The 13,974-nt window shown below is 64.3% G+C and carries 9 protein-coding genes; 3 read left to right on the top strand and 6 right to left on the bottom strand.

The window, feature by feature from the left end; genetic code table 11:
* Positions 1 to 120 precede the first annotated feature (120 nt).
* The gene (locus PQR54_RS29765; RefSeq protein ID WP_408252017.1) at positions 121 to 900 is read right to left on the bottom strand and encodes an AraC family transcriptional regulator; all 780 of its coding nucleotides are present in this window, start codon (positions 898 to 900) and stop codon (positions 121 to 123) included.
* A gap of 32 nt (positions 901 to 932) precedes the next feature.
* Positions 933 to 1,274 carry an FKBP-type peptidyl-prolyl cis-trans isomerase gene (locus tag PQR54_RS29760; RefSeq protein WP_027803023.1) on the bottom strand — a complete coding sequence of 114 codons (342 nt, stop codon included), beginning with the start codon at positions 1,272 to 1,274 and terminating at the stop codon, positions 933 to 935.
* Positions 1,275 to 1,461: 187 nt separating this feature from the next.
* Between PQR54_RS29760 and PQR54_RS29755 the strand changes: the two genes are divergently transcribed.
* From PQR54_RS29755 to PQR54_RS29745, 3 genes are all read left to right on the top strand, one after another.
* A complete protein-coding gene (locus PQR54_RS29755) occupies positions 1,462 to 2,283 on the top strand; it encodes a sensor histidine kinase (RefSeq protein ID WP_408252015.1) in 822 nt (273 codons plus the stop codon).
* A 93-nt stretch (positions 2,284 to 2,376) separates the two neighbouring features.
* Positions 2,377 to 3,720, top strand: coding sequence for a hemolysin family protein (locus tag PQR54_RS29750; RefSeq protein ID WP_408252013.1), 1,344 nt, complete (start codon positions 2,377 to 2,379; stop codon positions 3,718 to 3,720).
* Positions 3,721 to 3,778: 58 nt separating this feature from the next.
* Entirely contained in the window at positions 3,779 to 4,501 is a 723-nt protein-coding gene (locus PQR54_RS29745) for a sulfite exporter TauE/SafE family protein (RefSeq protein WP_012428620.1), read from the top strand.
* 100 nt (positions 4,502 to 4,601) lie between these two features.
* On the opposite strand, the gene treY is transcribed toward PQR54_RS29745, so the two are convergent.
* The 4 genes from treY to glgX form a co-directional block, all read right to left on the bottom strand.
* Positions 4,602 to 7,457: a malto-oligosyltrehalose synthase gene (gene treY / locus PQR54_RS29740; RefSeq protein ID WP_408252011.1), complete on the bottom strand. Its 2,856-nt coding sequence runs from the start codon at positions 7,455 to 7,457 to the stop codon at positions 4,602 to 4,604.
* Positions 7,454 to 9,664, bottom strand: coding sequence for a 4-alpha-glucanotransferase (gene malQ / locus PQR54_RS29735; protein ID WP_408252009.1), 2,211 nt, complete (start codon positions 9,662 to 9,664; stop codon positions 7,454 to 7,456). Before malQ ends, treY begins: the two co-directional genes overlap by 4 nt.
* The gene (gene treZ, locus PQR54_RS29730; protein WP_408252007.1) at positions 9,661 to 11,583 is read right to left on the bottom strand and encodes a malto-oligosyltrehalose trehalohydrolase; all 1,923 of its coding nucleotides are present in this window, start codon (positions 11,581 to 11,583) and stop codon (positions 9,661 to 9,663) included. Before treZ ends, malQ begins: the two co-directional genes overlap by 4 nt.
* A 140-nt stretch (positions 11,584 to 11,723) precedes the next feature.
* Complete coding sequence (gene glgX, locus PQR54_RS29725; protein WP_408252005.1) at positions 11,724 to 13,943, bottom strand: glycogen debranching protein GlgX; 2,220 nt, start codon at positions 13,941 to 13,943, stop codon at positions 11,724 to 11,726.
* Between the last annotated feature and the right edge of the window lie 31 nt (positions 13,944 to 13,974).

The following is a 13,974-nucleotide window of genomic DNA, read 5'->3' as shown; positions in this document are numbered from 1 at the left end:
AGCAGGACAAGCGGGCCGCTGCGTTCAGGCGGCTCGCGCAATGAACCCACAGTGCAGTCCGTCAGTAGAAGAAAGCCGACGCGGCGAGTTTCAGTGCAATGAAACTCAGCGCGTGAAAACTCAGTGGCGCAACGCGCGCCACTGACCGGGCGCCAGCCCGAAACGCCGCGTGAACGCGTGCGTGTACGCGCTTTGATCGCCGAAGCCGATATCCAACGCGATATCGGTCAGCGAACGGCGCGGATCGGCGAGCAGCGTGAGCGACGTATCGAGCCGCAGCCGTTGCAAATAGCGATGCGGCGTTTCGCCGAAGGCCTCGATAAAAAGCTGATGAAAGCGCCGCATGCCGAAGCCGCAATGCGCGGCGAGGTCGGCGATCCGCAAAGGCTCCGACAAATGCGCGCGCAACCAGCGGTCGATGCGCGCAAAGTCGAGCCCCGCGCCGGCTGCCGGTGCGCCAACCGTGATGCCCGCGTCAGCCACCAACGCCGCCCCGAGCCGCGCGGCCGCGTCCCAGTGAAAACGCCGTGAATCGAGATCGTCGCCGAGAGCGCCGCCGGTCGCGTGCGCCGCGATGCGATGCACGAGCTGCGCAAGCGAGCCCTCCACGCAGACGGCCCGCGCGCGGTCGAACAAGCGTTCCGGCACGGCCAGCGTTGTGGCCGGCAAATCCAGCACCAACTGCCGGTTTTCGCCGACGCCCGCGTAAGCGTGCCGCGCGGCCGCCGGGATGAGCCAGGCGGAGCCGGCGTCGATGCGTTGCGCGATGCCGTCCACCGCCATCACCATCGCGCCGTCGAGCCCGAGCACGACCTGGTGAAAGTCGTGCACCTCCGACGCTTCGATCGTGCCGTAGCGGCGCAGCGAAACGCTAGGAGCGGTAACGGCGGCGTGGCTCATCGACGGTGCGCAGTGACAGGACAGCGAAAAGCTTAGACGCCGAGCAGTTCGACTTCGAACACGAGCGTTGCGTTCGGCGGAATCACGCCGCCCGCGCCGCGCACGCCGTAGCCGAGTTGCGGCGGGATGGTCAGCTTGCGCGTGCCGCCGACCTTCATGCCTTGCACGCCTTCGTCCCAGCCCTTGATGACCATGCCGCCGCCCAGCACGAATGCGAACGGGTCATTGCGGTCTTTGCTCGAGTCGAACTTCTGGCCATCGGTCAGCCAGCCGGTGTAATGCACGCTGACGGTCTTGCCGGCTACTGCTTCGGCGCCGGTGCCTTCAACGATGTCTTCGTACTTCAAGCCGGATTCGGTAGTCACAGTCGACATATGTCGCTCCTAAATTCAAAAACGTAAAAACCGACATTGTAGGCGTGTTGGCGCCGCATGCCGAGGATTGCCGCGTGGCACACGGATTGCGTGCCAGTTGGCCGTCCGGCCAGGCTGGTCGCGCCGGAGCGCATGCCTATAATGGGGCTTCTTTCAATCATCATGTACCGCCTGAGAGGGCTCGATCGTGACAACGTCTTCAACCGGAATTGCGGGCGAAAAGCCGGTCCCTTCCGGCTTCGCCGTATCCGAACGCACCGCGCATCTGCGCGCGGAAACCGCGCTGTTCATGCGTGACCATGTGCTGTCGCTGGTGTCGCATGATCTGCGTGGTCCGTTGAATGCCATTCATAGCTGGGCGTACGTGCTGGAGCGCAAGCTCGACGCGAACGACCCCAACGCGCAGCGCGCCGTCATCGGCATTCGCAATGGCGTGGACCAGCAGGTCAAGTTGCTCGAGACGATCGTCGACGCCACGCGCGCCGAAACCAAATCGCTGGCGCTGAACTATGCGTCATTTCCGCTGCATCCCTTACTCGATGAAACCGTGGAAGAAGTCCGCTCGGGCTTGGCTCGCACGCGCGGCGTGGAAGTCACGCTCGACTCGCAACTCGCCACCGAGCAACTCAACGGCGACCGCGAGCGCCTCGCTGCGGCGCTTTGGCTAATGCTGACGTTCGCAGTTGAAACGAGCCCGGAAGGCACCACGGTCGTCCTGTCCACGAAGGCCGACACGAACACGTGGCACGCCAGTCTCGCCTACGACACGAGCAGCACTACGTTGCAGGATCCCGCCTTGCCCCATGTGCTCGAAGCGTTTGCCCGCAAGCAGGCCTGCGAGCCGCGCGAAGCGAAACGGATCGCGTGGGTGCTGGCGTTGTGCAAGCGCGTCGCGGAAGCGCACGGCGGCGGTTTCGAGCAAGGCGAAGCAACCGGCGGCGACGCAGCCGGCAGCAGCATGGCCACGCTCGCGCTACGCATCCCATTGAGCGCAACTGCGGCAAGGTGAACGGTCCGGCTCAGCCACTTCGTTGGCGCGATTCGGATTTCACCGAGCTTTCACCCTCTATACTGACAACTTTTGTTGCCGGAGCTTTTCGCTTTGATCCAGGTCGTCGCCCTTATCGGTGCGTTGTTTCTCGTTGCCCTCAACGGCTTCTTTGTTGCCGCTGAATTCGGTCTGGTCAAACTGCGGCAGACGCGCGTGCAAAGCCTTGCCGCCAAACATGGCATGCGCGGGCGTCTGCTGGCCAAGGTGCACGGGCGTCTCGACGCCTATCTGTCCGCCTGCCAGCTCGGCATCACACTGGCGTCGCTCGGGCTCGGCTGGATCGGCGAACCCGCGTTCGCGGAGTTGCTCACACCAGTCTTCAGCTTGCTCGGCGTGGAATCGGAGAAGCTGATCCACGGCATCTCGCTGTTCTTCGCGTTCTCGTGCATTTCGTTTCTGCATATCGTGGTGGGAGAACTCGCGCCGAAGTCGCTGGCGATCCGCGAGGCGGAGAAGGTTTCGCTCTGGGCCGCCACGCCGCTCTACGGTTTTTACTGGGCCATGTATCCGGCCATCTGGGTGCTCAATTCGAGCGCCAACGCCGTGCTCAAACTGGCCGGCCTCGACGCCGATCACGGCCACGACTCGCACTACTCCACCGACGAACTCAAGCTGATCCTGCGCGGCCGCCGCGCCAACGTCGCCACGGAACTGGGTGCGGCGGACGGCGCCTACAGTCAGGACGAGTGGAACACGATCGCGCACTCGCTCGACTTTTCGCGCATGACCGTATCGGACCTCATGCGTCCGGCCTACGAAATGATCGGCTTGCGCCGCGATTTGCCGTTGCGCGACAACATGCAGGTGGTGGCGCGGCATCGCTTCAGCCGCTATCCGCTGTTCGAAGATGCGTCCGGCGAGCGCGTGGCCGGCATGATCCACTTGAAGGACCTGCTGCTGGCCCGCCATGCGGGCAGCACACTCGAGGATCTCTCCAAATACGCGCGGCCTGTGCAATACGTCACGCCGGAGATGCCGGCGCTCGAACTGTTTCGCCGCTTCCGCAAGGGCGCGCCGCACTTCGCGCTGGTCGGCCACAAGCGGGAGAAGCCGATCGGTTTCCTGACGCTCGACAATTTGCTCGGCGCGCTGGTGGGCCAGATCCACGACGAGTTCCGTCAGGGCGATGCAGACTGGACGCGCATGGACGACGGCACCTTGATGGGCAAGGGCAGCTTGCCGGTGGTGTCGCTGGAACGCGCGTTGGGGATCGACATCGACGAAGGCAAGGCCGAATCGGTCGGCGGCCTCGTGATTCAGGCGCTCAACGATTTGCCCAGCGAAGGGCAGCGGATCGAGTTCGACCGCTTCGACGTCGTGGTCAAGAAAATGAAAGGGCCGCGTATCGTACTCGTACGGGTTTATCCAAAGACCTTCGACGACGAAGGTGGTTGAGCCGCAGTAGCGCTGCGACAGCACAGGTAGAATTGTCGTCCACACCGTTGGGGGCGACATGGGATATCTGTTGGTACTGTGCGTCGGATTGCTGGCCGGCACGTTGAGCGGCGTGGTCGGCACCGGTTCATCCATGATGCTGATGCCCGTGCTCGTGATGCTGTTCGGTCCGCAACAGGCTGTGCCGATCATGGCGATCGCCGCGATCATGGGCAACTTCGGCAAGGTCCTCGCGTGGTGGCGCGAGATCGACTGGCGCGCGTGCGGCGCCTACTGCGTGACTGCCGTGCCGGGCGCGGCGCTGGGTGTGCGAACGCTGCTCGCGTTGCCGCCGCACGCGGTCGAAATTGCGTTGGGCTTATTCTTCGTCGCGATGGTGCCCACCCGGCGCTGGCTCGCGCGCCGGGACATCAAGTTCTCGTTGTGGCAGCTCTCGCTGATCGGCGGCGTGGTGGGTTTTCTCACCGGCATCGTCGTGTCCACCGGACCGATCACCGTGCCCGTGTTCATGTCTTACGGCCTCGTGAAGGGCGCCTTTCTCGCAACCGAAGCGGCGGGCTCACTGACTGTCTACGCAGCCAAAGTCGCGGTCTTCAATCATTTCGGCGCGTTGCCGTTGCATGTGGTGATCGATGGCTTGATCACCGGCTCCGCGTTGATGGTCGGCTCGTTTGCCGCGCGGTCTATCGTGGTTCGGATGAGTCCATCGACGTTCAAACTGGTCGTCGATGGCTTGATGTTGTCGTCGGGACTTTCACTGCTGTGGGCGGCAGGGCGCTAGCCTCAAGCAAGCCGCGTGGCCGCCTAGGCGACGGACGCCTGAAAAAAAGGCGGTTAGAACACTTAAGCTCCAACCGCCTTCACCCACAAGAACTAGAAGATCAACCGCGCGGCACGCCATCCTCCACCAACACCGCGATCGGCATTGCACCCAGCGCATCGCGCAGATACAGCAAACCGTTTTCATCCACCTTCGGCGCGGCGGGACTCAACCAGTCGAACAGCGCTCTCGCGGACAAATCCGACGGCATCTCCAGCGCGGTGTCTTCCCATTTGGCCGGATCGACCATCGGCAAGTCGCCTTCCTCGCCGAGCAAACCAGCCGCTAGCCGGCTCGCCACCACCACGGCCCATGCATTGCCATGCCGCCGTGCAAACGCGATCACACTCGACGCGTGCTTACCGCGCACCGCAAGCGGCAGATATTCGCTCTGACTCAGCAGCTCCGGCAAATGCGTGCGCAACGCGAGCACGCGCTGCACTACCGCGAGCTTCACGCGTCCATCGTGCCAGCTCGACAGGAATTCCGACGGTGGCGTTTGCGCGAGCCACGCCTCGCGTTTAGCGAAATCGACGGGCCGGCGATTGTCCGGATCCACCAGACTGAAGTCCCACAACTCGGTGCCCTGATAAAGATCGGGAATCCCAGGCGATGCCAGCCGCAGAACCGTCTGCTGCAAACTATTGAGCGCACCGGCGCGACCGATTCGCGCGACGAACGCGGACAACTCCTTCAGGAAGCCGTCACGCCGTTGCGGCGCGAGGATGTCGAACAGGAAATCGCGACAGGCGGCCTCGTACGCTTCGTCGGGCGCGAGCCAGTTGGTCTGCAGCTTGGCTTCGCGCAGCGCCTTCAACTGCCATTGCGCGACGCGCTCGGCTAGCTCCTTCACGCCGGCTTCGTCGTCGGGCTGCAGATCCGGTGGCCAGCAACCCACCAGCGTTTGATACAGCATCGCTTCGGCGGCGGGGCCGGGCGCCCAGTCATAGCTCGTGTCCTGGCCGACGCTGCTGACGGATTTGCCATCGAGCGCGCGACGATGCGGCGCATTCAACGTGGACCACGCGCGCAACGTCGCGCTCCAGTCACGCGCGATCTCGCTCAACACGGCGAGCCGCGCGCGCACGTCTTCGCCACGTTTGTGATCGTGCGTGGCAGTCGCGAGCATCGCGTGAGGGAAGCGCTGCGAACGCTCCAGATTCGCCGCATGAAACGCTTCGACCGACAACGCGAACTCGCCCGGGTCCGAGCCGACCTCGTTGCGCGACAACAGCCGGCCATAGCGATAGCACGCCGTATCTTCGACCGCCTTCGCGGCGACCGGCGCGGTCAACTGCGAGAACAGCGTTTGCGCGGCGCGTCGCGCGGAACCGGCATGGCTCGGCGGCGCACCGTTCTGGCCTTGCTGCGGCGTGCCGCTGCGGCCGGGCGGCGGCTCTTCGGCGCTGCCGCCGAGCCACGCATTCACGCGCTCCAGCGCAACGAGATCCGCGCGCGAAAGCGTTTGTCTTGCGCCCTCCAAAGCCTGGTCGAAATAGACGTTATCCGCCGCGCTGCGCAGACCATTCTGCGGATAGATTCGATACACCGGAAAATGCACGACCAGTTCGGTCAGCACACGCCGCAGCGTGGTGAACGTGAAGTCGCGCGTGGCCAGCGAATCGCGCGCAATGCGATGCAACGCGCGCGCTGCGCGGTCGAGTTCCGCGGAGAGGTTCTCCGCGAGAATCTTGCGGCGCGCGACCAGCGCTTCGTCGGCGAAACGCGGGCTGCGGCCGGTCAGTTCGGTCCACGTTTGCGCGAGCGGTTCGGCGCCGGCCGGATCGTGCAGCAACGCGCCGACGTCGCTCATGAAATCGTAGCCGGTCGTGCCGTCTACCGGCCAATCGTCGCGCAGCGGTTCGCCGCGTCCGAGAATCTTTTCGACCACCACATACGGCGCGGTGTCGCGCAGTTCCGTTAGACGCTGCCGCAAACGCTGGCAGTATTCACGCGGCTCGGCGAGGCCGTCGACGTGATCGATCCGCAAGCCGTCCACCACGCCTTCCTGATAAAGACGGAACGGCAGCGCATGCACGGCCTCGAACACTTCGGGCCGCTCCACGCGCACACCGGCGAGCGTCGAGATGTCGAAGAAACGCCGCCAGTTCACCTCGTCGGACGCGGTGCGCCACCACGCCAAGCGGAAGTGTTGCCGCTCGATCAGCCGATGCAGCCGGTCACGCGTCACAGGGTCGTCCGGAGAATAAGCCTGCAGCGCGATCTCGATGGCCGAGTCACCGTTTTGCGCGACGAATTCGCGCAGCATGTCGCGGCCTTCCACGGCGCGCGGATGATCCGTGGGCTGCGTCGTGAGTCCGTGGAATCGTTCGGCGAGCGCGTTGAGATCGGAGCGGTCGGCGCTTTGCAGGATCGACGCGTAATCGGTCGGGCACACCGGGAACACGTGCAGGCCGTAGCCGATATAAAAGCGCCCAAGGTCGGCCGCAAAATGCAGCGCGATGCGGCCCGCCGCGAGTTCTTCGCCGTACGCCGCGCCGAGCGTGGGTAGCAGCACCTTGCCGCGCAGGGCGGGATCGGGCGAATGCCAGTCCACGTCGAAATGGCGTGCATAGGCGCTGTGACGGCCCCATTCGAGAATATCGAGCCACCACGCGTTGCTCGATCCGCCGACGCCCATATGGTTCGGCACCGTGTCGATGATCAGCCCCATGTTGTGCGCGCGCAGTTTGTCGACGAGGCGCTTGAGCGCCGCCTCGCCGCCGCATTCGGCGCTGACCTGGGTGTAGTCGACGGTGTCGTAGCCGTGCATCGAGCCCGGCTCGGCCGTCGTGATGGGCGACGCGTACACGTGGCTGATGCCGAGCGCGGCGAAGTAGTCGACGTGCTTCGCGGCATCGTCGAAGGTAAAGCCTCGATGGAACTGGAGGCGTAGCGTGGAGCGCGGGACGGTCATGGCGTATCAGGCTCCGAAGAAGCATTGGAAGAAGGAAGCGGGGCGGTTGCGGCGCGGCGCGCGCGATCGACCGCGAGCAGCCGGTCGCAGAACGTGTCGTCTTCGAACAGTTCGTCGATCGGCACGCTCACGCGGCGGCGCCAGTTCGGATGTTCGTCGATCGAGCCGGGCAGATTCGGCTGCTCGACTTGCGCGAGCAGATCCTCGAGCGGAAACGTCACCAGCGGGCCGGGCGTTGCGGCGACGAAGGCGAGCGCTTCGTCCACGGGCGCGCTGTCGGGAGGCGGCGCGGGCACATCGGGCGCGGCCACGCCCGCCAGCTGGAACGCGCGCCACAACTCGGCGCGATCTTTCGCGCGCTCTTCCTGGGCGGCTTCCTCGGGATCGCGGCCGTCGGCGCGCGCCATCGTCTGGCCGATCTTGTTGCGCCATGTGATGTCGCTGCCGCGCCACCAGCCGGCGACCGTCGGCAGATCGTGCGTGGTCGTGGTGCCGACCGCATTGCGGTCCCAGTCGGCCGGCGGCTTGAATCCTTTGCCGTCGTGCGCGCCCTCGAACCACAATACGCGAATGCCGGCGATGCCGTGCTCTTCGAGCCGCTCGCGAAAACCCGGTGGCACCGTGCCAAGATCTTCACCGATCACGATCGCGCGATGCCGCCACGATTCGAGCGCAATCAGCCGCAACAGGTCTTCGAGCGGGTAGCGCAGGTACGCGCCGTTACGCGCGCTTTCGCCTTCTGGCACGAGCCACAGCCGCCGCAAGCCGAGAATGTGATCGATGCGGATGCCGCCGGCATGCGCGAACGCCGCCCGCAGCATGTCGATGAACGCGGAGAAGCCCTGCGTGCGCATCGCATGCGGCGAAAACGTGGTGAGTCCCCACGCCTGACCGGCCTGGTTGAACAGGTCCGGCGGCGCGCCGACCGACACGCCTTGCAGCATGTCGTCGCGATACGACCACGCGTGACTGCCGGCGCTATCGCATCCCACCGCGAGATCGGCGATCAGGCCGACGGCCATGCCGGCATCGTGCGCGACGTGTTGCGCGTGCGACAAACCCTTGGCGGCCAGCCATTGCAGGAATAGATGGAAATCGACCTCGTGACGGTTGGCCTCGGCGAAGGCTTCGACTTCCGGACTGCGCGGATCGCGCAGTGCCTCGGGCCAATTGCGCCAATGTCCGTTCCCACCTTCTTGCGAGAGTTGCGCTGCCTGCAACGCTTCGAAGCGCGCATGATCTTCGAGCGCGCGCCCGGCGCGTTCGCAGAAGCCGTGAAACTCCAGCGCGCGCGGCGTGGTTTGCGCGCGCTCGTGTTCGCAGAATTGCTCGTACAGCGCGCGCAAGACCTTCAGCTTCAGCACGACCGCGTTCGGCCAGTCGATCAACGGCAAGCGTTCGAGTTTCGACCATGCGTCGCCGGCCTGGGCGGCTTCGAGTGCGGCATGCGCCGCATCCGCGCCGAACACGGCGGCGGGATCGATGTGCGTGACGTTCAACCACAAACGCGACGACGGCGAATACGGACTGAAGCGCTCCGGCTCCGCGCTGAACATCGCATGCGTCGGACTGACGGCGAGCGCGTGCGCGCCACGCTTCGCACTTTCCACGGCGATTTGCGCGAGCGCCGAATAATCGCCGATGCCGCCGTCGCCTGTACGGCGCAAGCCGTATAACTGCGCGGCCATGCCCCATAGCCGCGGCACGGGCTTATCGTCGCCGCTTGCGTCGCCGTGCAACGTGCGCCAGGCGTCGGCGACCGTATAGCAGCGCGGCGGCGCCACGGCTAGCGTGATGCGTTGTTCGTGGATCACGAGCGTGTGATAGCCGGCTTCGTCGATCGGCGCGAGGAGCGCTTCTTCGCCTTTGGGCGCCGTGAACCTGCCGTCGATGATCGAGCCGCTTTCCAGTTCGATCCGATAGTGGCTGCCGGATTTGATCGCCGCAATGGGCAACGCAATGCCGCGTCCGAGTTCGGCGGTCATCAGCGGGGGCAGTTTGCGGCCCGACAATTCGGCTTCCAGTGCGGCGGCGCTGTGGCGGATTTCCGTCGCGTTGCCGCACGGCAAACCCATCCGTGCGAGCAGTACGGCAAGTGTGCTTTCAGGCACATGCTGCGTCGTGTGGTGCGCATCCTGCCACTCCACCTCGAAGCCGGCGCGCGAGGCGAGAGTGACGATCGTGTCGTGAGGGCGTCGGGTAGTCACGCGTGGCGCTCCTGTTGTCCTGCGATGCGAGCATCGTGGCCGATGGCGTAGCCGCAGACGTCGCCGGTCATCCATGCGACGAATGCGTAGGGCGGCAAAACCTTGACCTCGACCTGTTCGCGCACGCGCGGCGGTGTTTCGAAAATCACTTTTCCGGCGGGAATTTCAGTGCACGCCACGCTCTCTTTCGAGAGATTCAGCGCAACCGATAACGTCTCCCCGTCGCAGAGCTTCCAGCGCGCGACCAGCGCATTGGCGTCGCCGCCATTCGCCGCGGTCAGCACGGTTACGCCGCACGACTTGCTGTGTTGCAGACGCGGGGTAACCAGCTTGGCGCGCACCGCGAGTGCGGATTTGTAGAAGTGCATCCAGTCGAGCCGGTCTTTCGCTTCATCGCTTTCGTGCTTCCCTGCTTCGGGCGACGCCGGCGGCGATGAGGCCGCGAACGTCTTCACGTCGTTCGGATCGGGAATCTGGGCGCGGCGTTTCTCGTCGCTGAATGAAGAAAAGCGCGCGAATTCGCGGCGGCGTCCTTCGCGGACCGCGTCGGCGAGATCGCCGGTGTAGTCGGTGAAAAACAGGAACGGTTGCGTCGAGCCGTACTCTTCGCCCATGAAAAGCAGCGGGATTTGCGGCGACAGCAGCAGCAGGCCGGTGGCGGCGCGCAATGCGTCGTCCGAGGTCAGTTTGCGCAAGCGCTCGCCGAACGCACGGTTGCCGATCTGATCGTGGTTCTGCAAAAACATCACGAACGAAGTGGGCGGCAGATGACTGCTTGCTTCACCACGCGGCTTGCCGTCGTGAATCGGCGACGGGTCGCCCTGATACGCAAAGCCCTCCGACAGCACGCGCGCAAGACGCCGGATCGGCTGATCTTCGTACGCGTGGTAATAGCCTTCGGTTTCGCCGGTCAGCAGCACATGCAGCGTGTTGTGCGCGTCGTCGTTCCATTGCGCGTCGAAATGCGTTTCCAGCAAGCTCGCGCTGTTGTGCTCGTTTTCGAGCACCAGATGCACATGCCGGCCGTGCTGCACTTTGGCGCGGATATGATCGGACAATTCGCGCAGCCACGTGTGGTTGTCGATTGCGTGCACCGCGTCGAAACGCAGGCCGTCGAGACGATATTCGTTGATCCAGTAGATGGCGTTATCCGTGAAGAAGTCGCTCACTTCGTTGCGCTCGAAATCGATCGCCGGACCCCACGGCGTGTGCGTGCCTTCACGGAAAAACGAGCGGGCGTATTCGTGCAGATAGTTGCCGTCCGGGCCGAAGTGGTTGTAGACCACGTCGAGAAACACCATCAGGCCGAGACCATGCGCGGTGTCGATCAGCGCTTTCAGTTCTTCGGGGCGGCCGTAAGCGGAATCGGGCGCATACGGCAGCACGCCGTCATAGCCCCAATTGTGCTTGCCGGGAAAGTCGTTCAACGGCATCAATTCGATGGCGGTGACGCCGAGCGCGGCAAGTTCCGGCAGCCGCTTCTGCACGCCCGCATAACCGCCCATTGCGCCGACGTGCAACTCGTACAACACCGTTTCTTCCCAGGGCCGTCCGTGCCAGTTCGTGTGTTCCCAATGGTAGGCGCGCGGATCGATGACCTCGCTCGGCCCATGCACGTCTTGCGGCTGAAAACGCGACGCCGGATCGGGCACCGCATGCTCGCCATCCAGCCGGAAACGGTATAGCGTGCCAGCGCCGCCGTCGACGGTTGCTTCGAACCAGCCATTGCCGGTGGGCGTCATATCGTGCGCGCCCTTGGCGGGGCCGTTTTCGATTTCCACCTGGACGTGCTGACACGAAGGCGCCCAGAAGCGAAACCGCGTGCGCGGCTTCGCACCCGTCGCGCCTAGCAGCTGCGCGCCGAACGGCAAACAATGCGCGTGATGATGCGCATGAGGATCAATCGGACTTTCGGACATGATTCGTCACCATTCAGTTTTGCTTTCGAGCCGCGTGTCACGCGCCGCTCGCGCCGGCGCTGCCTGAGACAACGCACAACGCGTACAACGACAACGCGCAATAACGCGGCCCGCATGCTGTCGGGTCGCGGCGCCGCTGCCTAAGTGGTCGGCGACGTATCGCTACTGGGCGGATGCGCACCCGGATCGGGCGGCAGCGCCGTCAGAAGCCGCGGTCCATGCTGCGGACCGGCCTTCCAGCCCGCCTGCCAATCCGCTTCGCCGACCGGCTGCGCAGCCAGCATCACGAGGCTGTGTGCGGCCACTTCGACCTCCGCCACAGCCAGCCGATGCGGCGCGCTCTCCGGCTCCGCAGTGTCTAACAGCACGTGCCATTCCAGGTGCGGAGCGGGCGGTGTAAAACGCAGTGTTTCCTCGTTGGCGTTGAGCATCATCAACAATACTTCTGTTTCGCCGTTTAAGCCTGGACCCGCGCGGCGCAACGTAAACGCGCGGCCTTCGGGGTCCTGCCAGGCCTCGATGGTGAGCGGATCGCCGTGTTCGTCGAACCAGCCGACATCGAACAGGCCCGGCAACACTTCACGATCGCCGAACAGAAAACGCGTTTCGCGCAGCAGCGGATGTTGCTTGCGCAGCGCGATCACCCGCGCGACGAACGCGGTCATCTGCTGGCCGTCCGGCGAATCCGCTCGCTCCCAGTCGATCCATGAAATTTCGTTGTCCTGGCAATACGCGTTGTTGTTGCCGTTCTGCGTACGCAGCGATTCGTCGCCGGCCAGCACCATCGGTGTGCCGAGCGCCATCAGCAGCGTGGCGATCAGCGAGCGCGCTACACGCTTGCGCGTGGCGAGAATCGCGGGGTCGTCGGTGGTCCCTTCCACGCCCCAGTTGCGGCTGCAGTTTTCATTGTGGCCGTCGTTGTTGCCTTCGCGATTGGCTTCGTTGTGCTTCTGCTCGTAAGCGGTGACGTCGGCTAACGTAAAACCGTCATGCGACGTGACAAAATTGACCGATGCCCACGGCTTTCTCGCGCGCCGGTTGAAGAGATCCGCCGAGCCGGTCAGCCGCGCGGCAAGGTCCGGCCGCAAGCCGGCGTCGCCGCGCCAGAAACGTCGCACGGTATCGCGGAAACGGTCGTTCCATTCGCTGAAGCCCGGCGGATGATTGCCTAGCTGATAACCGCCAGGACCGATGTCCCACGGCTCGGAAATCAGTTTGCGTTGCGACAGGATCGGGTCTTGACGCAACGCGTCGAAGAAACCGGAGCCGGGATCGAAACCGTGTTGTTCACGCCCGAGCGTGACGCCGAGATCGAAACGGAAGCCGTCGATATTGAACGCTGTCGACCAGTAGCGCAGCGAATCCATCACCATTTGCAGCACGCGCGGATGCGGCAGATTTACTGTGTTGCCGCAGCCTGTGTCGTTGATATGGTGACGTTCGTCCCCGGGAATCAAACGGTAATAGCTGGCATTGTCGAGGCCGCGCCACGACACTGTCGGCCCCATTTCGTTGCCTTCGCAGGTGTGGTTGTAGACCACGTCGAGAATCACCTCGATGCCGGCCGCGTGCAACTGACGCACGGCGATACGCATTTCGTCGAGCCGGTGCGTGCTCAGATACGAGGGCTCCGGTGCGAAAAATGCCGCTGTGTTGTACCCCCAGTAGTTGCGTAGCCCGCGCTCCACCAGAAAGCGGTCGTTGAGAAATGCGTGCACGGGCAGCAGTTCAACCGCGGTCACGCCGAGCTTCACCATATGCTCGATGAACTCCGGCGAAGACAGCGCCGCGAACGTGCCGCGTTCATGCTGACGCAAATCGGCGCGCAACATCGAGGCGCCGCGCACATGCGTCTCGTAGACGATGGTTTCGCCCCACGGCACATTCGGGCGTTTGTCGTGCGACCAGTCGAACGCTTCGTCGATCACCACGCACTTCGGCATGGCCGGCGCCGAATCGCGCCGGTCGATGGACAGGTCCGCGCGATTCGAATGCACGCGATAACCGAACAGCGCATCGGACCAGCGAAACTGACCGACCAGTTTGCGCGCGTACGGATCGAGTAACAGCTTGTGCGGGTTGAAGCGATGCCCATGCTGCGGCTGATACGGCCCGTGCGCGCGAAACCCGTAAGCGGTGCCCGGATGCGCATTCGGCAGGTAGCCGTGCCAGATTTCGTCGGTGCATTCCGGCAGCGCGTAGCGGCGGATTTCCTTGCGGCCGGTGGGATCGAACAGGCAAAGCTCGATTTTTTGCGCGTTCGCCGAGAACACTGCAAAGTTGACGCCGAGGCCGTCCCAGCTGGCGCCGAGCGGATAGGGCGAACCGGGCAGAAGCCGGTCGGGCATTGCATGCGACATGATTCCCCTTCCTTGTTCTGATTGTTGAACG

It is taken from the genome of Paraburkholderia phytofirmans (genome assembly GCF_046028095.1).
Taxonomy (GTDB): Bacteria; Pseudomonadota; Gammaproteobacteria; order Burkholderiales; family Burkholderiaceae; genus Paraburkholderia; species Paraburkholderia phytofirmans_A.
Note: the sequence above shows the minus strand (reverse complement) of the source record. Positions and strands in the feature narration are given on the sequence as shown.

Excerpts from the sequence above, each read along its gene's own strand:
- PQR54_RS29765 (WP_408252017.1), bottom strand. The coding sequence starts at position 900 with ATGAGCCACGCCGCCGTTACCGCTCCTAGCGTTTCGCTGCGCCGCTAC.
- PQR54_RS29760 (WP_027803023.1), bottom strand. The coding sequence starts at position 1,274 with ATGTCGACTGTGACTACCGAATCCGGCTTGAAGTACGAAGACATCGTT.
- PQR54_RS29745 (WP_012428620.1), top strand. The coding sequence starts at position 3,779 with ATGGGATATCTGTTGGTACTGTGCGTCGGATTGCTGGCCGGCACGTTG.
- treY (WP_408252011.1), bottom strand. The coding sequence starts at position 7,457 with ATGACCGTCCCGCGCTCCACGCTACGCCTCCAGTTCCATCGAGGCTTT.
- treZ (WP_408252007.1), bottom strand. The coding sequence starts at position 11,583 with ATGTCCGAAAGTCCGATTGATCCTCATGCGCATCATCACGCGCATTGT.
- glgX (WP_408252005.1), bottom strand. The coding sequence starts at position 13,943 with ATGTCGCATGCAATGCCCGACCGGCTTCTGCCCGGTTCGCCCTATCCG.